Here is a 23,811-nt window from a genome sequence, read left to right on the forward strand (position 1 = left end):
CGATGATCGACGTACTCGTCGTCGACGACGACTTCATGGTGGCCCGGATCCACCGCGGCTTCGTGGAGCGGATCGCCGGCTTCCAGGTGGTGGGCACGGCCAGCACCGGCGAGGAGGCGGTCGCCGCCGTCGACCGGCTGCGCCCCGACCTGGTTCTGCTCGACCTCTACCTGCCGGACATGTTCGGCCTCGACGTGGTGACCCGGCTCCGGGCCGCCCGGCACGACTGCGACGTGCTCGTGATCAGCGCCGCCAGGGAGGCGGAGGCGGTCCGCCGGGCGGTCCGCTACGGCGCGGTCAACTACCTGCTCAAGCCGTTCGGCTTCGACGAGCTGCGCACCCGGCTGGAGCAGTACGCCGTCCGCCGTACCGCGCTGCGCGCGGCGGTCGTCGCCGACCAGGCCGACGTCGACCGGGTGCTGTCCCGCAGCGGCTCTCCGGCCGCCATCGCGAGCCTGCCCCGGGGCCTCAGCCCGGAGACCGCCGAGCTGGTGGAACGCGCCCTGCGCGAGCACTCGGGGACGCTCTCGGCCAGGGAGTGTGCCGACCGGGTCGGCATCTCCCGGGTCAGCGCCCGCCGCTACCTGGAGCACTTCTCCGCCGCCGGGCGGGCCGAGGTCACCCTGAAGTACGGGGCGGCCGGCCGCCCCGAACGCCGCTACACCTGGCTGGCCTGATTCTGTACGGCCGGCTCGGCACCGCCCTCTTGCACATCACGATCGTCAGCTCGCCCCGTTGATCATGAAGTTATTGCCCGATGGAAGCGCTATCCCAGGCAATATCTTCATGATCAACGGGCTGGGGTCGGTTCGGGCTGGGCTGAGACGCCGCTGGCCGGCACCCCGGTTGTCGGGGTGCCGGCCAGCGGTCGTTGTTTGGGTCAGCTGTTCCAGTGCTGGGCGACGATGTCGGTGGCCTGCTGCTCCCACTGGGCGTAGGCGTCCGGGTAGGCCGAGACCTGCACGGTCTGCGCGGCCTCGGTCAGCGGCATGCTCTCCCAGCCGTCGACCTGCTTGAGGCCCTTGAGGAAGGCGAGGGTGGAGTACTCGGGGTTGGTGATCTGCTCCGGGGTGCCCCAACCACTGGTCGGGCGCTGCTGGAACAGGCCCAGCGAGTCGTGGTCATTGGCGTCGCCGAGGTGGCCGAGGTTCTCCAGCTTCGACTCCTGCAGGCTCGTGGCGATGGAGATGACCGCGGCCCGCTCGGGCAGGCCGGCCTTCTTCGTCGCCGCGATGATCGCCTTGGCGTTGGCGGTCTGCTCGTCGTTCAGGTCGATGTGCGACTGGGCGCCCTGCACACTCACCGCCACCGGCCTGGTGTCCACCGGCTCAGCAGCGTGGGCGGCGATCGGACCGGCGAAGACACCACCGGTGAAAGCCAGACCAGCAATACCCAGCACACTCTTACGCAGCATCGTGTTCATGGGGATGGCTCCATTCGGGGGTTGGCGCACACACGCCGATGGGGGTCGGCTGTGTGTGCGCAAGCACCGTCAGGCGCTCAAGAAAGTCTTAGGGGGATCATCCGGCGCGCGGGGCGGGGCCTCTTCGTCGCGCCGGGACCATGTACAACGACCGGCGGCCCGCCATCATTCCGGGCCCGGCACACCCACCTCACCGGTGGGCGGCCCACCCCGTCGCGCAGGGCCTGGTCCTCGGCCGTTCACGGGGATACAACGACCCCCACCCGCCGGCCATTCCACCGCCGGGATGCCACCGGTCACACGGCGAAACGGACATCCCGCCCAGGCCGACACGGTCGGTGGAACGGTATGGAGGTATCCCGGCACCGGAGACACACATAGCGTTCCACTCAGTGGGGCGGGGGCGGCGCGAGAGCGGACATTCGATCCCAAGCCGAGCCGGCCCCGGGCTGGGGCAGTCGGGCTGAATCGGCCGCCGGTAGCCGGGCGAAGCCCGGTGGGGTCCGCGGTTCGCGTACCCCTTGGGGTTACCGGGCGTGGAACCCCGGCCGGCGGGCGAAGGCCGCGGCCCGGGCGTGGCGCCCCGGCCGGCGGGCGAAGGCGGCGGCCCGGGCGAGCGGCGGCCGACTCACTCCCGTTCGCGGCGCCGGCGGCAACCACGCCCTGCCGGACCCCGCGAACCCGTCACGGCTCGAACTTGTAGCCCAGGCCCCGGACCGTGACGATGTAGCGCGGGGCGGACGGCTCCGGCTCGACCTTGGAGCGCAGCCGCTTCACGTGCACGTCCAGCGTCTTGGTGTCGCCCACGTAGTCGGCACCCCAGACCCGGTCGATGAGCTGCCCGCGGGTGAGCACCCGGCCGGCGTTGCGGAGCAGCAGCTCCAGCAGCTCGAACTCCTTGAGCGGGAGCTGCACGGCGCCGCCGTCGACGGTCACCACGTGCCGCTCGATGTCCATCCGGACCGGCCCGGCCGCCAGGGTCGGCGCACCCGACTCGGTCGCGTCGGCGGTCTGCCGGCGCAGGACGGCCCGGATCCGGGCGACCAGCTCACGCGGCGAGTACGGCTTGGTGACGTAGTCGTCGGCCCCGATCTCCAGGCCGACCACCTTGTCGATCTCACTGTCCCGGGCGGTGACCATGATGATCGGCACGTGGGACCGCTGCCGGAGCTGGCGGCAGACCTCGGTGCCCGACATCTCCGGCAGCATCAGGTCGAGCAGCACGATGTCGGCGCCGGTCCGGTCGAACTCGGTGAGGGCGGAGGGACCCGTCGCGGCGACGGAGACCTCGAAGCCCTCCTTGCGGAGCATGTAGGACAGGGCGTCGGAGAACGATTCCTCGTCCTCCACCACCAGTACGCGGCTCAACGGGTGTTTCCTTTCCTGTCGGTCAGACCTGCCGGAGCTCGGCCGGGCCGGCCTCGATCTCAGCGGAGGAGAGTGTCGCCTCCAGGTCGTCCGGGGGACGGGTGGGCAGCCGGAGGGTGAACGTCGACCCCCCACCAAGAGTGCTCGACACATCCACCCGGCCGCCATGGTTGCTGGCGATGTGTTTGACGATGGCCAGGCCCAGGCCGGTGCCCCCGGTTGCCCGGGAGCGGGCCTGGTCGGCCCGGTAGAACCGCTCGAAGATCCGGTCGACCTCATTCGGGGCGATGCCGATGCCCTGGTCGGCGACGGCGATCTCGACGTGCTCGTCGGTGGCCCGGGCGGTCACCCGGACCGTGGTGTCCTCGCCCGAGTAGTTGACGGCGTTCTCCACGAGGTTCGCCACGGCGGTGGCGAGCTGGCTGTCGCTCCCGTACGCGGTGAGCCCGCGCTGCCCGTCCACGACGATGTCCACGTGCCGGGCGCTGGCCGCCGTGCGGGTCCGGTCGATCACCTCGGCGATCACCCAGTCCAGCGAGACGGGCTCGGGGGCGGGCTGCGGCTCGGCGCCCTGGAGCCGGGTCAGCTCCAGCAACTCCTGCACCAGCCGGCCGAGCCGGGTCGACTCGTGCTGGATCCGCTCGGCGAACCGCCGGGCGGCGACCATGTCCTCGGACAGCTCGGCCGGCCCGTCGCCCGCCGGTTCGGTGGCGTCCACCAGCGCCTCGGCGAGCAGTTGGAGGGCGCCGATCGGGGTCTTCAGCTCGTGGCTCACGTTGGCCACGAAGTCGCGCCGTACCCGGGCCAGCCGGTGCGACTCGGTGACGTCGGCCGCCTCGATCGAGATGTAGCCGGCGCCCAGCCCCATGGCGCGCAGGTGCACGCCGAGCGGGTTGTCGCCCGCGCTGTCGCGACCGCGGGGCAGGTCCAGCTCGATCTCGCGGCGCACGCCCGTGCGGCGGACCTGCCCGGCGAGGGTACGGATCAGGGGGTGCGCGGCGATGGAGCCGGGTGTCGCCCCGGTGCGGAGCAGGCCCATCGCCCGAGCGGCGGGGTTCACCAGCACCGGCATGTCGTCCGCGTCGAGCACCACCACGCCGGCGCGCAGGGCGTCGACGGTCTTGCGGCCGAGCCCGGTGAGCCCGCCCTGCTGGTCGTCGGGAATCGCGAGCCTCCCTGAACTGCGGCGGGAGGTCCTGCCTCCCGGCGACGCCGACCGGCGTCGCCATTCCTGAACGGGTCCGGACAGCAGCAGGCCGGCGACCAGTCCGGTCACCAGCGCCACGGCCACCGCGACCGCCACCGCCCGTTCCACCCGGCGATCGTAGGGTCATTGTTAACCCGGCGATCGGGCAGAACGGGACGAACCACTCTCACTTTCGGGAATGTTCACTCGCGGGTCCCGCGTCGTTCACCCGCGTTCATCTTGACGCCGGTTCCCCGGGCCTACCGTGGGTCGCGCACCTGCTCACGCCGTTTCCGGCCATCCGGTCGGTGCGGCGAACACCGACCCCAGGAAGTGACGATGCGCGACGAGTTCCGGGCCGACCTGCAGATTGTCAGCCAGCTGCTGGTGGACATGGCCGAGGGGGTGCGGGCGGCCATGCGGCAGGCCACCCGGGGCCTGCTCACCGCGGACCGCTCCGCGTCCGAGACGGTGATCGCGCGGGACGCCGAGATCGACGAGCTGTACCGGCACGTGGAGGAGCGGGTCTGCGACCTGCTGGCCCGGCAGGCGCCGGTCGCCTCCGACCTGCGCGCCATGATCACCGCCCTGCACGTGGCCGCCGACCTCGAGCGGATGGGCGACCTCGCCGACCACGTCGCCAAGACGGCGCTGCGCCGGCACCCCTCGCCGGCCGTGCCGGCCGAGCTGCGCCCGGTCTTCACCGACATGGCGGCCATCGCCGACCGGATGGCCGAGAAGATCGCCTCGGTGCTGGCGAAGCCCGACGCCGACCTGGCCGCCGAGCTGGACCGCGACGACGACACCATGGACGACCTGCACAAGAGCCTCTTCGGCGTGCTGCTCGGCGACGACTGGCCGTACGGGGTGGAGACCGCGATCGACGCGACCCTGCTGGGCCGCTTCTACGAGCGCTTCGCCGACCACGCGGTGAACGCCGGCGAGCACGTGGTCTACCTGATCACCGGCGAGACGGCGTCCTCGGCGGGCTGAGCCGGACACGACGAAGGCCCCCGGTCACCCGGGGGCCTTCGTCGTCGGGTCAGCGGCCCTGGTTGGCGACCGCGGCGGCGGCTTCCTTGGCCGCGGCCGGGTCCAGGTAGGTCCCGCCGAGGACCTGCGGGCGCAGGTTCGTGTCCAGGTCGTAGCGCAGCGGGATGCCGGTGGGGATGTTCAGCTTGGCGATCGCCTCGTCGGAGATCTCGTCGAGGTGCTTGACCAGGGCGCGCAGCGAGTTGCCGTGCGCCGCCACCAGCACGGTCCGGCCGGCCAGGATGTCCGGCACGATCGAGTCGTACCAGTAGGGCAGCATCCGGTCGACGACGTCCTTGAGGCACTCCGTGCGCGGCATCAGCTCGGTGGGCAGCAGCGCGTAGCGGGGGTCGCCGACCTGCGACCACTCGTCGGCGTCGTCGATCGGCGGCGGCGGGGTGTCGTAGGACCGGCGCCAGAGCATGAACTGCTCCTCGCCGTACTCGTCCAGGGTCTGCTTCTTGTTCTTGCCCTGCAGGGCGCCGTAGTGGCGCTCGTTGAGCCGCCACGACCGGCGCACCGCGATCCAGTGCCGGTCGGCGGCGTTCAGCGCCAGCTCGGCGGTGCGGATCGCGCGGCGCATGACGCTCGTATGCACCACGTCGGGCAGCAGGTTGTGCTCGCGGAGCAGCTCACCGCCGCGCCGCGCCTCGGTCTCGCCCTTGGCCGTCAGGTCGACGTCGACCCAGCCGGTGAAGAGGTTCTTGGCGTTCCAGTCGCTCTCGCCGTGCCGCAGCAGGACCAGCGTCCCGACGGTGGGCCCCTCGCTCGCAGTCATGCGGATCATCCTGCCGTACCGCGTCGGCGGACACGCGGGGACGGGTCGTGACGACCGCCACGTGGAAAAGCTGATGACCGGCGTTCCGGGGCGGCACTAGGTTGTAAGGCGCTGAGGATAGCTCGGTCATTACCAATCGGGGGCGCGGGGATGCGGACGGTGCGGGGCTGGTTCCGGGACACGACAGGCGGGCTGCCGAGGACCTTCTGGTACCTCTGGACCGGCACCCTCATCAACCGGCTCGGCTCGTTCGTCCTGGTCTTCCTGGCCATCTACCTCACCCAGGAGCGCGACTTCTCCGCCTCGCAGGCCGGCCTGGTCATCGGGCTGTGGGGCGTCGGCGGCGCGGTCGGCACCACGATCGGCGGCACCCTGACCGACCGGTGGGGACGCCGGCCCACCCTGCTCACGGCGCACCTCGGCGCGGCCACCATGATGGTGGCGCTCGGCCTGGCCCGGCCGCTCTGGGCGGTGGCGCTGGGCGCGCTGCTGCTCGGCACCTTCGCCGAGGCCGCCCGTCCCGCGTTCGGCGCCATGATGGTCGACGTGGTGCCGGAGAAGGACCGGCTGCGCGCCTTCTCGCTGAACTACTGGGCCATCAACCTGGGCTTCGCCTGCGCCGCGGTGCTGGCCGGCGTCGCCGCCCAGTCCGGCTACCTGCTGCTCTTCCTGGTCGACGCGGCGACCACGCTGGTCACCGCGCTGATCATCTTCACCCGGGTCGGTGAGACCCGGTCGGCGCACACCGGCCCGGTGAGCAAGGGTGCGGCCGCCCCCGCGGGCGCCCTGCGGACCATCCTCGGCGACCGGGTCTTCCTGGGCTTCGTGGCGCTCAACCTGTTCGGCGCGCTGGTCTTCCTCCAGCACATCTCGATGCTGCCGATCGCCATGGGCGACTCCGGGTTGAGCCCCGCGACCTACGGCTCGGTGATCGCGCTCAACGGGGTGCTGATCGTGGTCGGTCAGCTCTTCGTGCCCAAGCTGATCAGGGGCCGGAGCCGCTCGCACGTGCTGGCGCTCGCCGCGCTGGTCATGGGCGCCGGGTTCGGGCTCACCGCGTGGGCCGACACCGCCTGGCTCTACGGCCTGACCGTGCTGATCTGGACGGTCGGCGAGATGCTCAACTCGCCGTCCAACGCGACCCTCATCGCCGAACTGTCCCCCGCCGCGTTGCGCGGCCGCTACCAGGGGGCCTTCTCACTCTCCTGGCAGCTCGCTGGCGCGACCGCGCCGGTCCTCGGCGGCGTGGTGCGGGAGCACGCCGGCAACACGACACTCTGGCTCGGCTGCGCCGTGATCGGCGCCGTGATGGCGGTGGCCCACCTGGTGTCCGGCCCCGCCCGGGAGCGGCGCGCGGCCCGGCTGCGCACCGCGGGCACCCCCGTCACGCCGGTCACCGTGGTCCGGAACCCGGTCCCGGGGGCGGCCGAGGCCGCCGCCACCGCACCGGCCGAACCGGTCCGCGCCGGCTCCTGAGGTACGCCATCCGGCGGTCGTGACCAGCGCCACCAGGCGAACGCCGGGACGGGCCACTACGGTCAGCAGGGCGGATCGGTTAACAAACTTTCCCAGGAGGACGGGTGCGCGGCCTGCGGCGCTGGTGGGACGACACAGCCGGCGGGCTCCCCGCCGCCTTCTGGTACCTCTGGTCCGGGCTGCTCATCAACCGGGCCGGCGCCTTCGCCATGCTCTTCCTGTCGCTCTACCTGACGGCCGCGCGGGGCGCCTCGGCGTCGCTCGCCGGCCTGGTGGTCGGGGCGTACGGGGCCGGCGGCGCGGCCGGCACGCTGCTCGGCGGGGTGCTGGCCGACCGGTGGGGCCGGCGGTCCACCCTGCTCGCCGCCCACCTGGGCGCGGCCGGGCTGATGGTGGCGCTGGCGTTCAGCCGGCACCTGGCCGTCATCGCCGTGCTGGCCGCGCTGGTCGGGGTGGTGCACTCGATGCCCAGCCCGGCGTTCGTGGCCGCCATCGTGGACGTGGTGCCGGAGGCCCGCCGCTCCCGCGCGTTCAACCTGCAGTTCTGGGCGTTCAACCTGGGGATGGCGGTGGCCTCGCTGCTGGCCGGGGTGCTCGCCGAGGCGAGCTTCGTGGCGCTGTTCCTGGTCGACGCCGCGGCGACGCTGGCGGCCGCCGTGGTCATCGCGCTGAAGGTCCCGGAGACCCTCACCCGCCGCCCGGCGGTCACGGTGCGCGCGGTGGCGGGCCGGAGGCCCGGGCTGCACACCGCGCTGACCGACCGCACCTTCCTGACCTTCGTCGGGCTGACCTTCCTGCTGGCCGTGCTCACCATGCAGACCTCGACGATCATGCCGCTCGCGATGCGGGCCGACGGCCTGCGTCCCTCGGCGTACGGGCTCGTGGTGGCGCTCGGCGGTGCGCTGATCGTGGCCGGGCAGCTCTTCGTGCCCCGGCTCATCGAGCCCTTCCGGAAGTCGACAGTGCTGGCGGTCTCCACCGGGCTCATGGCGCTCGGCTTCGGGGCGCTGACCGTCGCCGACGGCCTGCCGCTCTACCTGGGCGCGGCGGTGGTGTGGACGGTGGGTCAGATGCTCGCCGCGCCGCCGAACGCGCAGATCAACGCGGATCTCGCGCCGCCCGAGCTGCGCGCCCGCTACCAGTCGGTGTTCTACCTGACCTTCCCGGCCGCGTCCTTCGTGGCGCCGGCGCTGGGCGGGCTCAGCCTCCAGCATCTGAATGAGCGGCACTGGCTGGTGGTGGGCGCCCTGGGCCTGGTCGCGGCGGCCGGTCATCTGCTGGCGGGGCCGCCCCGGGAACGCCGGGTCGCCGCGCTGCGGGCGGCGGCGGAACGGTCGGAGACGGTGTCGGCGGGGCGCTGACCCTCCCCGGAAACGGCTCGAGCGCCCACCACGACCCCCGTCGTGATGGGCGCTCGCACCGTACGCCCGGCGGCGGCGGGCGACCCTCACCCCCGTAAGCGTCGCCCGCTCGCGCCGCCGGTTCCACGGATGGCACCGTCCCCCAACGGTGTGCTCCACCCGATCCTCGCACCTCGCTTGCGCGGATCTGATCGATCCGCCGCTCCCCCGAACGATTCCAAGCGTGGCGCGGTGCAATAAAGTTAGTTCGCCCGGATTCCGGATTCAACCCGGATCGCTGTCTTACCCGTCACAGCATCCGTGTCGGAAACCCGGCTGTCCCTGCTCCGGTCTCTCCCTGGCCAACAAGCGAATCCCCGTCGGCCATTCCCCTAAACCTCAGCCGTCCTCGCGATTCGGGTTCTCGGTCCGGAAGAAGTTGCTCTGCCGGCCGTCCCGCATCTGCTCCTGGTAGATCAGGTTCAGGCCGCGCAGGTCGAACGTCCGGAACCAGTCGTCCCAGCTCACCTCGCGGATTCGGCTGCTCTCCCGGTATCCGGGGATGTTGAACGTCAGCACGCCGGGTCGGTCGCCGCGCTCGGTGCCGGCGATCGTGGCCGGCTTGGCGTTGCGGGCCCGGGCCCAACGCTGGATGACCTCGTGGTTGGTCGTCACCAGGCTCCGCCCCGGACGCTCGGGGCGATCGTCCAGGGACATGATCTGCTGGGACGAACTCACCGACCGGGACGCCGACCGCCCGCTCCGGATCTGGGTGGTCGTTGCGGCCGTACCCCGTGCCAGGGCCGGCCCGGCCGCGGCGGGCGCCTTCTTCGCGGGCGCCGCCCTGGCAGCCGTCTTCCTCGCCGGGGCCGCCTTCGCGCGGGTGCCCGCCGCCTTCCTCGCGGGCGCCGCCTTCGCGCGGGCGCCCGCCGCCTTCTTCGCCGGGGCCGCCTTCGCGCGGGCGCCCGCCGCCTTCTTCGCCGGGGCCGCCTTCGCCCGGGTGCCCGCCGCCTTCCGCGCCGGGGCCGCCTTCGCCCGGGTGCCCGCCGCCTTCCGCGCCGGTGCGGCCTTCGCCCGGGTGCCCGCGGCCTTCCGCGCCGGGGCCGCCTTCGCGCGGGCGCCGGTGGCCTTCACGGCCGGTGTGGCCTTGGCCCGCGACGGCGCGGTCCGGCGCGCCGCGGTCGTCTTCTTGGCCGCGGCCGTCTTCTTCGTCGCGGACGGCCGGCCGGCCGGGCCGGTGCTCTTCCGGGCCGCCCCGCCCTGTTCGGATCGCAGCGTCCGGACCATGGTCTTCACCAGGTCCGGCTTGCGCATGGCGGAGATCCCGGAGACCCCGCGCCGGCGCAGCTGACCGCGGATGTCGTCGACCTTCATCCGGGAGATCTCGGATTCGTTGATGCCCGGGGTGTTCGCGGTCTGGTTGCCGGGCTTGCGTTTGGTCGCAGTCGTGCCGCGACTTGAGCTGTTCCGCTGAGCCATGGGACACGCTCCTCGACAGTCCGTCCTCGGCACGCGGTGGGTCCCAAGTGCCGCACCGCGCGGTGCGGCATACCCGTCAGGACGGGTCCGAACCTCCGGCGGCCGAGCCGGCGGGGGCCGAGGGTTCGAAGAGGTGGGCGAACGCGGCCAGGTTGGCCGTGGACTCGCCCCGCTTGACCCGCCACTCCCACTCCCGGCGGATGGCGGTGCCGAAGCCGATCTCCAGCATGCTGTCGAAGGACTCGTCGGCGTAGGTCAGCACCGCCCCGAGCAGGCGGTCCAGCTCGTCCTCGTCGACCCCGGACAGGTTGACCCGCCCGGTCAGGTAGACGTCGCCGACCGCGTCGATGGAGAAGGACACCCCGTACATCCGGGCGTTGCGCTGGAGCAGCCAGGCCCACAGCTCCTCCCGGCGCTCGTCGGGCTGGCGCATCACGAACGCCTCGACCCGCAGCGCGTGCTCGCCGACGATGAGGTTGCAGATCGTCTTGAGCTTGTGCGTGCCCGGCAGGGTGACCGCGTACGACGTCTCGCCGGTGGACTCCCACTCCAGCTCGCGCTCGGCGCAGACGGCCTCGATCAGCGCGGCGACCTCACTCCTGCGGCTCATCGCACCCACTCTACGGCCGAGCACCGGAGGCCGCCGGCCGGCGGCGCTCACCAGGAACAGGTGAGGGCGGGGTCGCCGAGCCGGCCGGCCAGCCGGACCCGGTGCTCGGCGATCGCCTCGCCGTAGACGGCGAGGAGGCTGGAAGCCGTGCGGTTCCAGGAGAAGTCGCGGGAGTGCCGTTGCGCGCCCCGGGCCAGGGTGGCCCGGCGCAGCCGATCGGGCAGCAGGCGGGCCAGCGTACGGGCCCAGTCGACCGGATCGTGGCCGTCGATGAGGACGCCGCTGACGCCGTCCCGGACGGCGGTGACCAGCCCGCCCACGGCGGCGGCCAGCACCGGCGTGCCGCAGGCCTGGGCCTCCAGCGCGACCAGCCCGAACGACTCGTTGTGCGAGGGCACCGCGACCAGGTCGGCCGCGCGGTAGAGGGCCGGCAGGTCGTCGCCGGTCTGCGGCGGGAGGAACCGCACCCGGTCGGCCACGCCGAGCGAGCCGGCCAGCTCGATGAGGGCGGTGGGCCGGTCCAGCCCCGTGCCGCTCGGGCCGCCGCAGATCACCACGGTCACCTCGTCGGCGAGGGCGGGCTCCCGCTCGCGCAGCGCGGCGACCGCCCGGATCAGCACGTCGGGGGCCTTGAGCGGCTGGATCCGGCCGACGAAGGCCACCACGTAGCCGCCGGTCGGCAGGCCGAGGCGGCGGCGGGCCGCCAGCATGGCCGCGTCCCGGTCGCCGGGAGCCGGGCGGAAGCGGTCCAGGTCCACGCCGGGCTCCACGACGGCCACCCGGGCCGGCTCGGCGTCGTACCGGTCGATGAGGTCGCGGGCCTCGACCCCGGTGTTGGCGACCAGCCGGTCGGACTCGGCGACCACCTGCTCCTCGCCGATGACCCGCGCCTTGGGCTCGGGCCGGTCCCCGGCGGCGAGCTGGGCGTTCTTGACCTTGGCCAGGGTGTGCGCCGTGTGCACCAGCGGCACGCCCCAGCGCTCCTTGGCCAGCCAGCCCACCTGGCCGGAGAGCCAGTAGTGCGAGTGGATCAGGTCGTAGTGGCCCGGCGGGCGGGCCGCCTCGGCGCGGAGCACACCGGCCGTGAAGGCGCAGAGCTGGCCGGGCAGCTCCTCCTTGGTGAGCCCCTCCAGGGGACCGGCCGTGACGTGCCGGACGCTCACCCCGGGCGCCATCTCGACCACCGGCGGCAGGTCGCCGGAGGTGGCCCGGGTGAAGATCTCCACCTCGACGTCGGCCTCGGCCAGCCGCCGGGCGACCTCCAGGATGTAGACGTTCATGCCGCCGGCGTCGCCCGTGCCGGGCTGGTGCAGCGGCGAGGTGTGCACGGAGAGGGTGGCGATGCGGCGCGGCCGAGGCCACGGCAGGGCACCTCGCTGACGACCGACACCGGTGTGCACATCCGCCACGTCCGCTCCCTCTGTCACGGTTGATGCCGTCCCGCACGACCGGCGCTCTTCGGTCAACCTCCGCGCCGGATGTCATCTTCCCCATCGGGCTTCGGAAATGCGTCGCGGCGGGTCCCGGGCGTGACGGACCTCATCACCGCGCCGGGTGGGCCGGCGGGTGAGAATGACCGGATGACCTCAGTCGCCATCGTCACCGGGGCGTCCAGCGGGATCGGCGCGGCCACCGCCCGCCGGCTGGCCGCCGAAGGTTTCCACGTGCTCGCCGCCGCGCGGCGTACCGACCGGCTGGCCGGCCTGGTCGCCGAGATCGAGGCGGCCGGCGGCGCGGCCACCGCGGTGGAGTGCGACGTGACCTCGGACGGGTCGGTCGCCGGTCTCGCCGCCGCGGCCGCCGACGCGCCCGGCCCGGTGACCCTGCTGGTGAACAACGCCGGTGGGGCGCGCGGCCTCGACCCGGTGGAGTCCGCCGACGTCGGCGACTGGCAGTGGATGTACGACGTCAACGTGCTCGGCACGCTCCGGGTCACCAAGGCGCTGCTGCCCGCGCTGGAGTCCTCCGGCGCCGGCACGGTCGTGATCGTCAGCTCCACCGCCGGCCGCGTCGTCTACGAGGGCGGCGGCGGTTACACGGCGGCCAAGCACGCGCAGACGGCGATGGCCGGCACGCTGCGGCTGGAGCTGTGCGGCCGGCCGGTCCGGGTGATCGAGATCGACCCGGGCATGGTGAAGACCGAGGAGTTCGGCCTGGTCCGCTTCGACGGCGACGCCGACCGGGCCGCCGCCGTCTACGCGGGGGTGGCCGAACCGCTGGTCGCCGAGGACGTGGCCGACTGCGTCGCCTGGTGCGCCACGCGTCCGCACCACGTCAACATCGACCAGCTCGTGGTCCGCCCGCTGGCCCAGGCCGCGCAGCACAAGGTGCACCGGACCTCCTGATGGTCCGGCCGCTCGGGGTCGTCACCCGGGGCACGACGAATCCGAACCGGCTCCGGCGGGTCGACAACTGGATCGCCGCGACCTGCGGCGACGCGCTGCGCGCCGCCGCCGACCCCCTCGTGGTCGACCTGGGCTACGGCGCCACCCCGGTGACCGCCGTCGAGCTGCGGGCCCGGCTCGCCGCCGCCGTCCGCGCCGACGTCCGGGTGGTCGGGCTGGAGATCGATCCGGTACGCGTGGCCGCCGCCCAGCCGGCCGCCGAACCGCCCGGGCTCACCTTCGCCCGGGGCGGCTTCGAGCTGGCCGGGCTGCGTCCCGCCCTGGTGCGCGCGTTCAACGTGCTGCGCCAGTACGACGAGGGCGAGGTGGCTGACGCCTGGCGTACGGTCACGGGGCGACTCGCCCCGGGTGGGCTGCTGGTCGAGGGCACCTGCGACGAGCTGGGGCGGCTCGGCGCCTGGGTGCTGCTCGACGCCACCGGCCCGCGCACGCTGACCCTGGCCGCGAAGCTCACCACCCTGGAGAGCCCGGCCCAGCTCGCCGAGCGGCTGCCCAAGGCGCTCATCCACCGCAACATCCCCGGCGAACCGATCCACGACCTGCTCCAGGCCCTGGAGAGCGCCTGGCACGCCACCGCCGGCTACGCACCCTTCGGTCCCCGCGACCGCTGGACGAGGACGGTGGCCGCCGTGAAGGCGGCCGGCTGGCCCGTCCTGGACCGCCCCCGCCGCTGGCGCCGGGGCGAACTGACGATCCCCTGGCCGGCGATCGCCCCCGCGGGCTAGATGGCGCAGTTGATCAGGACGGGTTCGGGGTGGAGGGTTACTCCGAGGCGGGTCTGCACGCCGTCGCGGATTTCCCGGGCCAGGGCGATCAGGGACGCCGTGCTTGCCGCGCCGGTGCGGTTCGTCAGGGCCAGGGTGTGCTTGGTGGAGATGGCGACGCCCTCGGGGCCGGTGTGGCCCCTGCCGAAGCCGGCCTTGTCGATCAGCCAGGCCGCGCTCACCTTCACCGTGTCCCCCGGGCACGGCCAGGACGGCGGCTCGCCCAGGTCGGCGGCGCGCTCCCGGAGCCGCTCGTACGCCTCCCGCTCCAGCACCGGGTTGGTGAAAAACGAACCCACCGACCAGGTGTCCGGGTCCCGCGCGTCGAGCACCATGCCCTTGCCGGCGCGCAGCCGCCGCACGGTGGCCCGGGCTTCCGCCAGCGGCACCCGGTCGCCCACCTCGACGCCGAGCGCGCGGGCCAGCTCGGCGTAGCGCACCGGGCCGGAGAGCGGCGAGCGGGTGAGCCGGAAGTCGACCGAGAGCACCACCCAGCGGTCGCTGTACTTGAAGATGCTGCCCCGGTAGGCGAACCCGCAGTCCGCCGCCGGGATGCGGACCACAACGCGCCGGGTGCGGTCGTACGCCTGCACGGCGGTGATCGTCTCGGCCACCTCCTGTCCGTACGCGCCGACGTTCTGGATCGGGGTGGCGCCGGCCGAGCCGGGGATGCCGGAGAGGCACTCCAGCCCCGACCAGCCGCGCTCGACGGTGGCGGCGACCAGGTCGTCCCAGGGCTCGCCGGCCTCGACGCGTACGGTGACCGTGTCGGTGTCCTCGGCGACCACCTGGAAGCCCCGGGAGCGGATGAGCACGACGGCGCCCGGGAAGCCCTGGTCGCCGATCACCACGTTGCTGCCGCCGGCCAGCAGCAGGACGGCCTGCTCCCGGGCCTCCGCCTCCCGGACCTTCCGAACGATCTCGTCGGCGCTGGTGGCGACCTCCAGCCGCCCGGCGGGGCCGCCGAGGCGCAGCGTGGTGTAGCGCGCCAGGGTGGCCGGGTCGGTCGGGTCGGCTCCGGTCGTCGGTTCGGCGTAGACGTCTGACACGCCTCTCACCCTAGGCTGAGGGGTAGCCGCGGCACCCACTGGTGGCCCGGTCACCCCCGGGAGGATTGCGATGAGCAGACTGCACGGCACGAAGGACTTCTGGATCGGCGCGTTGCGGACGGAGGGTCCCGCCTTCGCCGCCGCCGTCGCGGAGGCGCCCCCCGACACTCCGGTGCTGTCCTGTCCCGGCTGGACGGTCTCCGACCTCGCCCATCACCTCACCAGGATGTATGTCTGGGCCCGCACGGTGTTGACCGCCGGGACGACCAGCCGTCCGGAGCGGCACGACCCGGAGCCGCCGGCCGGCCTCACGCCGGCCCAGTGGTACGGCCAGGAGTACGAGCGGCTGCTGGCGCTGTTCGAGACGCTGGACCCGGAGGCGCCGGCGTGGAACTTCGCCCCGCAGCCGAAGAAGGCGGCCTTCTGGCCGCGCCGGGCGGCGCACGAGACCGCGGTGCACCGCTGGGACGCCCAGCTCGCGATCGGCGCGGGTGAGCCGATCGAGGCGAAGCTCGCGGCCGACGGGGTGAGCGAGGTGCTGGACACCTGGCTGCCGGCGGGCCGGCGGGTCCAGCCCGGTCAGTGGCACGGGGTGGTCCAGCTGACCGCGACCGACGCCGCGCAGGAGTGGTACCTGCGGCTGCGCGGCGAGGGGATGGCCCTGCTGGACACCGCGACGATCCTCGACCACGACGAGCACCACGCCCGGGCGCAGATCACCGGCACCGCCAGTGACCTGCTGCTCGCGGTGATGGGCCGGATCAGTTTCGACGCCCTCGGGGTGGCGGGCGACCGCCGCCTGCTCGACGGGCTGCGGGTGGGCTGACCCCGCCGGGGGGTCGTGCGGACATCGGGCGGAGAGCGGCGTTTCCCACCGGAGCGCCACTCTCCGCCTTTTTCCGGACGCTCTGAGAGCGCTCTCTTGACACGGTCCGGGGCAGCCACCACCCTGTCGTGAGAGCGCTCTCTGAGTACCGGAACCGCCCGCCACCACCCGATACACCTAGAGGGGTCAGATAAGAGATGGTCACCTTCACGCGCCGCCGCCTGGCCGCGGTGGCCCTGGTCGCCACCACCGCGCTGCTGGGCGCCACCGCCTGCGGAGGCGGTGACAACGAGGCCGCCGCCGGTGGCCCGGTCACGCTCACCGTCGATGTCTTCGGCCAGTTCGGCTACGCGGAGCTCTACAAGGAGTACATGGCCAGCCACCCCGACGTGAAGATCGTCGAGCGGGGCACCGGCAGCAACCTGGACGAGTACTCGCCGAAGCTCACCCAGTGGCTCGCCGCGGGCAAGGGCGCGGGCGACATCGTCGCCATCGAGGAGGGCCTGCTCGTCGAGTACAAGGCCAACCCGCAGAACTTCGTCAACCTGCTCGACCACGGCGCCGCCGACCTGAAGGGCAACTTCCTCGACTGGAAGTGGAACCAGGGGCTCACCGCCGACGGCAAGCAGCTCATCGGCCTCGGCACCGACGTCGGCGGCATGGCCATGTGTTACCGCAAGGACCTGTTCGCCAAGGCCGGCCTGCCCACCGACCGCGAGGCCGTCTCGAAGCTCTGGCCCACCTGGCCCGACTACATCAAGGTCGGCGAGCAGTTCAAGGCGAAGAACACCGGCGCCGCGTTCCTCGACGCGGCGACCAACACGTTCAACACCATCCTGCTCCAGACCGCCGGCAACACCACCGGCTACAGCTACTACGACACCGGCGACAAGCTGGTCGTCGACAGCAACCCGGCGGTCCGGCAGGCGTACGACACCACCATGGACATCATCGACTCCGGCCTGTCCGGCCGGTACGGGTCGTGGTCGGAGGAGTGGGTCTCCGCGTTCAAGCAGTCGAAGTTCGCCACCATCGCCTGCCCGGCGTGGATGACCGGCGTCATCGAGGGCAACGCCGGGCCGGGCGCCAAGGGCAAGTGGGACATCGCCCAGGTTCCTGGCAACGGCGGCAACTGGGGCGGCTCCTTCCTGGCGGTGCCGAAGCAGAGCAAGCACCAGGCCGCGGCGATCGAGCTGGCGAAGTTCCTGACCAGCGCCCAGGGCCAGATCGGCGCGTTCAAGGCCAAGGGCCCCCTGCCCTCCTCGCCGCAGGCGCTGGCGGACCCGGCCATCGTCGACTCGACGAACGCGTACTTCTCGACGGCACCGGTCGGCAGGATCTTCGCCGAGGGCGCCAAGAACCTGAAGCCGGTCTACATGGGCCCGAAGAACCAGGCCGTCCGCACCGAGGTGGAGAACGCCGTCCGCTCGGTGGAGCTGGGCAAGCGCAGCCCGGAGCAGGGCTGGGCCGACGCGGTCGGGAACGCCGAGAAGGCCGCTGCCAAGTAACCCGAGCCAGGCGTGCGGGCGGTCCCCGGTCGACGGGTGCCGCCCGCACGGCGGAAAGGAGTCCCGGGCCATGGCAGTCCAGCTCGACGCCCGCCCGCCGGTCGCACCGACGCCCGGCACCACCCGCCCCTCCCGAAGCGTCCGGCTCAGCCGGTTCGACACGAGGTACTCGCCCTACCTGTACATCGCCCCGTTCTTCCTGCTCTTCGGGGTCTTCGGGATCTACCCGCTGGCCTACACCTTCTGGGTCTCGCTGCACGACTGGGACCTGCTCGGCGCCGACCACCCGTTCGTCGGGCTCGACAACTACAGCGAGTTGCTGGCCGACCCGGACTTCTGGCACTCGGTGGTCAACACCCTGGGCATCTTCGTCATCTCCACGGTCCCCCAGCTGCTGCTCGCGCTCTGGCTCGCCAACCTGCTCAACCGGCAGCTCCGGGCCCGGACCACCTGGCGGATGGCGGTGCTCATCCCCAACGTCACCTCGACGGCCGCGGTCGCGATCGTCTTCGCGGTGCTCTTCGGCCGCGACTTCGGCATGATCAACTGGCTGCTCGACCACGTCGGCGTCGACGCGATCGACTGGAAGGCCAACCGGCTCGCCTCCTGGGTGGCCATCTCCGCCATGGTCGACTGGCGGTGGACCGGCTACAACGCGCTGATCTTCCTGGCCGCCATGCAGGCCATCCCGCGCGACCTCTACGAGTCCGCGGCCATCGACGGCGCCGGCCGCGCCCGGCAGTTCTGGTCGATCACCGTGCCACTGCTCAAGCCGACGATCATCTTCGCGGTCATCATCTCCACCATCGGCGGCCTCCAGCTCTTCACCGAGCCCCGGCTGTTCAACTCGGGCACCAACGCGATCCGCGGCGGGCCGCTGCGCGAGTCGCAGACCGTGACCATGTACATGTTCGAGAACGCGTTCGCGCCGCACTACAACTTCGGCTACGGCTCCGCGATCGCCTGGCTGCTCTTCGCGCTCATCGCGGTGGTCGCGGCCGTCAACGTCCTGCTCCTCCGCCGGCTCGGCGGCGGCGCGCGCAAGGAGGACTCCCGATGACCCGCCTCTGGTCGGCCGGCCGGCTCACCTACCTGGCGCTGGCCGTCACGGCCCTGATGTCGATCTTCCCGATCTACTGGATGTTCGTGGTGGCCAGCCGGACCAGCGACGCCATGGGCCAGGTCCCGCCCCCGCTCAGCCCGGGCGGCAACCTCGGCGCCAACATCGCCCGGCTGTTCACCAACACCGACGCGTACTTCCTCACCGGGCTGGTCAACTCGGCGATCGTGGCCGGCACGGTCACCGTCTCCGTGGTCTTCTTCTCCACCCTGGCCGGGTTCGCCTTCGCGAAGCTGCGCTTCCGCGGGCGGAACGCGCTGCTGCTGGTCATCGTGGCCACCATGATGGTGCCCACCCAGCTCGGCGTGATCCCGCTCTACCTGTTGATGACGAAGCTGAACTGGAACGACCGGCTGCCGGCGGTCATCGTGCCCGCGCTGGTCACCGGGTTCGGCGTGTTCATGATGCGCCAGTACGCCGGCCAGGCGGTGAGCACCGAGCTGATCGAGGCCGCGCGGATGGACGGCTGCAACACCGCCCGGATCTACTGGAACGTCGTGCTGCCCGCGCTGCGCCCGGCCGCCGCCGTGCTGGGCCTGCTCACCTTCATGACCACCTGGAACGACTTCCTGTGGCCGTACGCCGTGCTCAACGACCCGGAGAACCCGACCGTGCAGCTGTCGCTGCGGGCCCTGTCCGACGGCTACTACCAGGACATGTCGCAGGTGTTCACCGGGACGGCCATCGCCACCCTGCCCCTGCTGCTGGTGTTCGTCGCGTTCGGGCGGCAGATCATCGGCGGCATCATGGAAGGCGCGGTGAAGGCGTGACGGAACTCCGGTTCCCCGAGGGCTTCGTCTGGGGGGCGGCCACCGCCGCGTACCAGATCGAGGGCGCCGCCCGGGAGGACGGCCGCGGCGAGTCCATCTGGGACACCTTCAGCCGTACGCCGGGCCGGGTGTTCCAGGGGCACACCGGCGACGTGGCCTGCGACCACTACCACCGGTACGCCGAGGACGTCGCGCTGATGGCGGAGCTGGGGCTGCGGGCGTACCGGTTCTCGGTCGCCTGGCCCCGGATCCGGCCCGACGGCACCGGGCCGGTCGACCCGCGCGGCCTGGACTTCTACGACCGGCTGGTGGACGCCCTGCTGGCCCGGGGCATCGACCCGTTCGTCACGCTCTACCACTGGGACCTGCCGCAGGCGCTGGAGGACCGGGGCGGCTGGACCGCCCGGGAGACCGCCGAGCACTTCGCCGACCACGCCCTCGCCGTGCACCAGCGCCTCGGCGACCGGGTCCGCACCTGGACCACGCTGAACGAGCCGTGGTGCTCGGCCTACCTCGGCTACGGCAACGGCGTGCACGCGCCGGGCCGGCGGGACGCGGGGGCGGCGTTCCGGGCCGTACACCATCTGCTGCTCGGGCACGGCCTGGCGGCCCGGGCGCTGCGCGCGGCCGGCGCGGAGGCCGTCGGGATCACCCTCAACCTGGCCGACGTGCGGCCGGCCGACGGCGGCAGCGCGGCGGACGCCGCCGCCGTGCGGCTGGTCGACGGCCTGCAGAACCGGATCTTCCTGGGCCCGCTGACCGGCGCCGGCTACCCGGACGACGTGCTGGCCCACCTGAGCCGGATCGTCGAACCGGACTTCCTCCGAGACGGGGACGAGAAGCTGATCGCCGCGCCGCTCGACCTGCTGGGGATCAACTACTACTCGCCCACCTACGTGGCCGGCCGGGCGGGCGGCGCCGGGAACAGCGCCTACCCGGGCACCGCGGGCAGCGTCGAGTTCCTGCCGCCGGTCGGGCCGCTCACCGACACGGGGTGGATGATCGAGCCGGCCGGCCTCACCCGGCTGCTGGAGCGGGTGGCCGCCGACCACCCGGGCCTACCGTTGTTCATCACGGAGAACGGCGGGGCCTTCCCCGACCGGGACATCGACGGGACCGGCCGGGTGACCGACACCGACCGGATCGCCTACCTCGACGGGCACCTGCGCGCGGCGCACGACGCGCTCTCCCGCGGCGTCGACCTGCGCGGTTATCTCGTATGGTCGTTGCTGGACAACTTCGAATGGGCCGAGGGCTACCGGAAGCGGTTCGGGATCGTCCACGTCGACTACCTGACCCAGCGGCGCACACCGAAGGAGAGTGCCCGTTGGTACCAGGAGGTGATCTCCCGGAACGGGCTGTGACGAGGTGGTGGTGACGGGGATGACGACGGCACAGCGACCGACCCTGGAGGCGGTGGCCAGACGGGCCGGGGTGTCCCGGGCGACGGTCTCCCGGGTGGTCAACGGCTCCACCACCGTCGCCGAACCGATCCAGCAGGCGGTCCGCCGGGCCGTCGAGGAACTGGGGTACGTCCCGAACCTCGCCGCCCGCAGCCTCGTGACCCAGCGCACCGACTCGATCGCGCTGGTCCTGCCCGAGGCGGCCACCCGGGTCTTCTCCGACGACCAGGTGTTCCCGGGGATCATCCGCGGCGCGGCCCAGGAACTGGAGGCCGCCGACAAGCAGCTCGTGCTCATGCTGGCGGGCTCGCCGGCCGGGCACGAGCGGGTCGAGCGCTACACCACCGGGCGGCACGTCGACGGGGTGCTGTTCGCCTCCCTGCACGGCGAGGACCCGCTCCCCGGGCGCCTGGCCCAGCTCGGCATCCCCGTGGTGTGCAGCGGCCGGCCGCTGGACGGCGCCCAGGTCCCGTACGTCGACGTCGACCACGTGGGCGGGGTGGCCGAGGCGGTCCGCCACCTGATCGCGAACGGTCGGCGGCGGATCGCCACCATCGCCGGGCCGCAGGACATGGTCGCCGGCATCGAGCGGCTGATCGGCTACCGGGAGACGGTCGCCGCCGCCGGCCTGCCGGAGCTGGTGGCGTACGGCGACTTCACCCGGGAGTCCGGCACGGCGGCCATGCGGCAACTGCTCGCCGCCGACCCGGAGCTGGACGCGGTGTTCGCGGCGTCCGACCTCATGGCGCACGCCGCGCTGCGCACCCTGCGGGAAGCCGGCCGGCGGGTGCCGGACGACGTGGCGATGATCGGGTTCGACGACATCGAGACGGCGGCGTACACCGAACCGCCGCTGACCACCGTGAAGCAGCCGATAGTGGAGCTTGGGCGGGCCATGACCCGGCAACTGCTCCGGATCGCCGCGGGCGAGCAGGTCGAGCTGGCGCTGCTGCTCCCCACCGAACTGGTCGTCCGCGACTCGGCGTGACCGGCCGCCCGGTAAACCCGTCGCGGGCGGCTGGGCGGCGGCCATAGGGTCGGCCCGATGACTGAGAACCTGATCCGACCTGCCCGCCCCGAGGACGCACCCGGTGTGGTGGCGCTGCGCGCCGTCGTCCACCCGTACCTGGTGCGCGGCGTCGAGTCGACCCGCCGCATGATCGCCCAGCCGCCGCCCGGTGAGGACTGGGCGGCCTGGGTGGCGGAGGCGGACGGGCAGGTGGTCGGCTGGGTGTCGGCGTACCGGAACAGCCACACCTCGGAGGCGAACGTCGGCGAGGTTTCCACCCTGCACGTCCACCCGGCGCACCGGCTCCGGGGAGTCGGCACGGCCCTCCTGGACGCCGCGCTCGGCCACCTGCGCCACATCGGGGCGAAGCGGCTGCTCACCTGGTCCCAGCCCGAGTCGCTCCCGTTCGCCCGCCGGCACGGCTTCGCGCCCAGTCGCGAGCTGCGCTACTCCGCGCTGGACCTCCGGCCCGCCCCGCCCATGCCCGAGCCGCCGCCCGGCGTGCGGCTGCTGCCGGCCGCCGAGGTGGACCCGCGCCGGATCCACCGGGTGGACGCCGAGGCGTCCGTGGACGAGCCGGGCGACGTCCCCACGGACGCGCTCGGCTACGAAATCTGGCACCACGAGGTCTGGGAGAACGTGGGCCTGGACCGGGACGCCAGCACGCTGGCCGAGGTGGACGGCACGCTGGCCGCCGTCAGCCTCGTCAAGCGCGACGGCGACCGGATGTGGTCGGACTTCACCGGCACCATTCCCGGACACCGCGGGCGCGGCCTGGCCGGGCTGGCGAAGCGGGCCGCGCTGCACCGGGCGGCGGCCAACGGGGTACGCACCGCGTACACCTCGAACGACGAGGCGAACGGCCCGATGCTGGCGATCAACACGCGGCTGGGCTACCGGCCGGTGGGCAGCCAGTGGTCCTGCCTGCGCGACCTCGACTAGCGCCCGGCGGCGACCCGGACGGCGGTCGCGTAGGTCTCCGCGCCGAAGAGCACCAGCCGGGCCTCGGTGACGTACGCCGGGGTGGCCGCGTGCAGCGCGGCCAGCGCCTGCGCCACCGCGTCCTCGACCGGCCAGCCGTAGATGCCGGCGGAGATCAGCGGGAAGGCGACGCGCGCCGCGCCCAGCCCGTCGGCGATCCGGAGGCTGTTGGCGTAGCAGTCGCGCAGCAGCACCGACCGGTCCTCGCGCGGGGAGAAGACCGGCCCCACGGTGTGCACCACCCAGCGGGCCGGCAGGTGGCCGCCCGTGGTGGCGACCGCCTGGCCGGTGGGCAGGCCGTCCGGGTAGCGGGAGGCGCGCAACGCCCGGCACTCCTCCAGGATGGCCGGTCCGCCCGCGCGGTGGATCGCGCCGTCCACGCCCCCGCCGCCGAGCAGCGACGAGTTGGCCGCGTTGACGATGGCGTCGACCTGCTGCGCGGTGATGTCCCCCTCGATCAGGACCGTCTCCATGTCACCCCTCCTCGACGACGGACTGCCCGAGCGCCCGGCGGGCCAGCAGGGTGGCCCCGGCCACGGCCGCCGGCATGACCAGCACCGCGCCGAGCGGGATCAGGAAGCAGACGAAGACCGCCACCCCGAACCCCAGAGTGGCCGGCCGGTCCGCCCTGAGCAACGACCGCCGCTCCGGCAGTCGCATGCCGCGCCGGTAGAACGGTGCGCCGACCAGCTCCAGGGCGAGGAACCAACCACCCACCAGGGCGCCGACCACCGGGACGACCGTCTGCCCGACCACCGGGATGAAGCCGGCCGCGAACAGGGGTACGCCGACCAGCGCGGAGATGGCCACCAGGCGCAACGAGTCGAGAATGCTGCGCCGCAGCGAGGCCCAGAACGGCACCTCGACCGCGCCGGGCGTGCCGCCGAGGCGCTCCTCCACCCGCTCGGAGATCTTCTCGTAGAACGGGTCGCCCACGGCCAGGGTGACCGCCGTGAAGGTGAGCACCCCGAGCAGGCCGGCCAGCCCGACGACGGCCAGGCCGGCCGCCACCCGGATGAGGCTGCGCCAGGTTTCCGACCAGTCGTCCGCGAACGCGGTGACCAGCGCGGCCAGGTCGTCCACGAAGTACAGCAGGGTGGCGAAGAGGGCCACGAAGATCGCGCCGGTGATCAGCGCCGGCACGACGCCGAGCAGCATGAGGCCGGGGCTGCGGACGTAGAGGCCGAGACCGCGCAGCAGCAGGCCGGCGCCGGCGAGGAAACGGGTGACGGCGCCGGTCACGGGCGCGGCGAGGCGGGGTGCGTCCACGACCGGAGAGCCTAG

The 23,811-nt window shown here is 73.0% G+C and carries 23 protein-coding genes; 13 read left to right on the plus strand and 10 right to left on the minus strand.

Annotated features, from left to right (window positions below):
- Positions 1-2 precede the first annotated feature (2 nt).
- Positions 3-677: a response regulator gene (locus F8274_RS03900; protein WP_151460881.1), complete on the plus strand. Its 675-nt coding sequence runs from the start codon at positions 3-5 to the stop codon at positions 675-677.
- A gap of 203 nt (positions 678-880) precedes the next feature.
- Here F8274_RS03900 and F8274_RS03905 read toward each other — a convergent pair whose 3' ends face one another.
- From F8274_RS03905 to F8274_RS03915, 3 genes are all read right to left on the minus strand, one after another.
- Positions 881-1,423, minus strand: coding sequence for a hypothetical protein (locus tag F8274_RS03905; RefSeq protein ID WP_151460882.1), 543 nt, complete (start codon positions 1,421-1,423; stop codon positions 881-883).
- A 684-nt stretch (positions 1,424-2,107) separates the two neighbouring features.
- The gene (locus F8274_RS03910; protein ID WP_151460883.1) at positions 2,108-2,791 is read right to left on the minus strand and encodes a response regulator transcription factor; all 684 of its coding nucleotides are present in this window, start codon (positions 2,789-2,791) and stop codon (positions 2,108-2,110) included.
- A 22-nt stretch (positions 2,792-2,813) separates the two neighbouring features.
- Complete coding sequence (locus tag F8274_RS03915) at positions 2,814-4,094, minus strand: cell wall metabolism sensor histidine kinase WalK (protein ID WP_151460921.1); 1,281 nt, start codon at positions 4,092-4,094, stop codon at positions 2,814-2,816.
- 222 nt (positions 4,095-4,316) lie between these two features.
- On the opposite strand from F8274_RS03915, the gene phoU reads away from it, so the two are divergent.
- Positions 4,317-4,970 carry a phosphate signaling complex protein PhoU gene (phoU, locus tag F8274_RS03920; RefSeq protein WP_151460884.1) on the plus strand — a complete coding sequence of 218 codons (654 nt, stop codon included), beginning with the start codon at positions 4,317-4,319 and terminating at the stop codon, positions 4,968-4,970.
- 49 nt (positions 4,971-5,019) lie between these two features.
- Here phoU and F8274_RS03925 read toward each other — a convergent pair whose 3' ends face one another.
- Positions 5,020-5,787 (minus strand): phosphoglyceromutase, encoded by a 768-nt coding sequence (locus F8274_RS03925; RefSeq protein ID WP_151460885.1) that lies wholly within the window; start codon positions 5,785-5,787, stop codon positions 5,020-5,022.
- A 150-nt stretch (positions 5,788-5,937) separates the two neighbouring features.
- On the opposite strand from F8274_RS03925, the gene F8274_RS03930 reads away from it, so the two are divergent.
- Both F8274_RS03930 and F8274_RS03935 read left to right on the plus strand, forming a co-directional pair.
- Positions 5,938-7,263, plus strand: coding sequence for an MFS transporter (locus tag F8274_RS03930; protein ID WP_151460886.1), 1,326 nt, complete (start codon positions 5,938-5,940; stop codon positions 7,261-7,263).
- Between the two features lie 104 nt (positions 7,264-7,367).
- Positions 7,368-8,624, plus strand: coding sequence for an MFS transporter (locus F8274_RS03935; protein WP_151460887.1), 1,257 nt, complete (start codon positions 7,368-7,370; stop codon positions 8,622-8,624).
- Positions 8,625-9,002: 378 nt separating this feature from the next.
- Here the strand turns inward: F8274_RS03935 and F8274_RS32535 are convergent, their stop codons facing one another.
- The 3 genes from F8274_RS32535 to mshA form a co-directional block, all read right to left on the minus strand.
- Entirely contained in the window at positions 9,003-10,082 is a 1,080-nt protein-coding gene (locus tag F8274_RS32535) for a hypothetical protein (RefSeq protein WP_151460888.1), read from the minus strand.
- A gap of 76 nt (positions 10,083-10,158) precedes the next feature.
- Positions 10,159-10,692 carry a YbjN domain-containing protein gene (locus tag F8274_RS03945; RefSeq protein ID WP_151460889.1) on the minus strand — a complete coding sequence of 178 codons (534 nt, stop codon included), beginning with the start codon at positions 10,690-10,692 and terminating at the stop codon, positions 10,159-10,161.
- A 47-nt stretch (positions 10,693-10,739) separates the two neighbouring features.
- Positions 10,740-12,101 carry a D-inositol-3-phosphate glycosyltransferase gene (mshA, locus tag F8274_RS03950; RefSeq protein WP_151460890.1) on the minus strand — a complete coding sequence of 454 codons (1,362 nt, stop codon included), beginning with the start codon at positions 12,099-12,101 and terminating at the stop codon, positions 10,740-10,742.
- A 171-nt stretch (positions 12,102-12,272) separates the two neighbouring features.
- Between mshA and F8274_RS03955 the strand changes: the two genes are divergently transcribed.
- Positions 12,273-13,037: an SDR family NAD(P)-dependent oxidoreductase gene (locus F8274_RS03955; protein ID WP_151460891.1), complete on the plus strand. Its 765-nt coding sequence runs from the start codon at positions 12,273-12,275 to the stop codon at positions 13,035-13,037.
- Entirely contained in the window at positions 13,037-13,822 is a 786-nt protein-coding gene (locus F8274_RS03960; RefSeq protein ID WP_151460892.1) for a class I SAM-dependent methyltransferase, read from the plus strand. The genes F8274_RS03955 and F8274_RS03960 overlap by 1 nt, the downstream gene beginning before the upstream one ends.
- Here F8274_RS03960 and F8274_RS03965 read toward each other — a convergent pair.
- Positions 13,819-14,910, minus strand: coding sequence for a UDP-N-acetylmuramate dehydrogenase (locus F8274_RS03965; RefSeq protein ID WP_151460893.1), 1,092 nt, complete (start codon positions 14,908-14,910; stop codon positions 13,819-13,821). The two genes, F8274_RS03960 and F8274_RS03965, sit on opposite strands and share 4 nt — an antisense overlap.
- A 70-nt stretch (positions 14,911-14,980) precedes the next feature.
- Between F8274_RS03965 and F8274_RS03970 the strand changes: the two genes are divergently transcribed.
- The 7 genes from F8274_RS03970 to F8274_RS04000 all read left to right on the plus strand — a co-directional run bounded on the left by F8274_RS03970 (position 14,981) and on the right by F8274_RS04000 (position 22,488).
- Positions 14,981-15,736 (plus strand): maleylpyruvate isomerase family mycothiol-dependent enzyme, encoded by a 756-nt coding sequence (locus F8274_RS03970; protein ID WP_151460894.1) that lies wholly within the window; start codon positions 14,981-14,983, stop codon positions 15,734-15,736.
- A gap of 197 nt (positions 15,737-15,933) precedes the next feature.
- Positions 15,934-17,244 (plus strand): ABC transporter substrate-binding protein, encoded by a 1,311-nt coding sequence (locus F8274_RS03975; RefSeq protein WP_151460895.1) that lies wholly within the window; start codon positions 15,934-15,936, stop codon positions 17,242-17,244.
- Between the two features lie 70 nt (positions 17,245-17,314).
- A complete protein-coding gene (locus F8274_RS03980) occupies positions 17,315-18,304 on the plus strand; it encodes a carbohydrate ABC transporter permease (RefSeq protein ID WP_151460896.1) in 990 nt (329 codons plus the stop codon).
- Complete coding sequence (locus F8274_RS03985; protein WP_151460897.1) at positions 18,301-19,134, plus strand: carbohydrate ABC transporter permease; 834 nt, start codon at positions 18,301-18,303, stop codon at positions 19,132-19,134. Before F8274_RS03980 ends, F8274_RS03985 begins: the two co-directional genes overlap by 4 nt.
- On the plus strand, positions 19,131-20,498 hold the full coding sequence (locus F8274_RS03990; RefSeq protein ID WP_151460898.1) for a GH1 family beta-glucosidase: 1,368 nt from the start codon (positions 19,131-19,133) through the stop codon (positions 20,496-20,498). Before F8274_RS03985 ends, F8274_RS03990 begins: the two co-directional genes overlap by 4 nt.
- Positions 20,499-20,517: 19 nt before the next feature.
- A complete protein-coding gene (locus tag F8274_RS03995) occupies positions 20,518-21,525 on the plus strand; it encodes a LacI family DNA-binding transcriptional regulator (RefSeq protein WP_151460899.1) in 1,008 nt (335 codons plus the stop codon).
- A gap of 57 nt (positions 21,526-21,582) precedes the next feature.
- Positions 21,583-22,488 (plus strand): GNAT family N-acetyltransferase, encoded by a 906-nt coding sequence (locus F8274_RS04000; protein ID WP_151460900.1) that lies wholly within the window; start codon positions 21,583-21,585, stop codon positions 22,486-22,488.
- On the opposite strand, the gene F8274_RS04005 is transcribed toward F8274_RS04000, so the two are convergent.
- Together F8274_RS04005 and F8274_RS04010 are read right to left on the minus strand one after the other, a co-directional pair.
- Entirely contained in the window at positions 22,485-23,000 is a 516-nt protein-coding gene (locus F8274_RS04005; RefSeq protein WP_151460901.1) for an O-acetyl-ADP-ribose deacetylase, read from the minus strand. The two genes, F8274_RS04000 and F8274_RS04005, sit on opposite strands and share 4 nt — an antisense overlap.
- A gap of 1 nt (position 23,001) precedes the next feature.
- Positions 23,002-23,796, minus strand: a complete 795-nt coding sequence (locus F8274_RS04010) for an EI24 domain-containing protein (RefSeq protein ID WP_151460902.1) — start codon at positions 23,794-23,796, stop codon at positions 23,002-23,004.
- Positions 23,797-23,811: the final 15 nt, after the last annotated feature.

Source organism: Micromonospora sp. AMSO31t, from assembly GCF_008868175.1.
Classification (GTDB): Bacteria; Actinomycetota; Actinomycetes; order Mycobacteriales; family Micromonosporaceae; genus Micromonospora.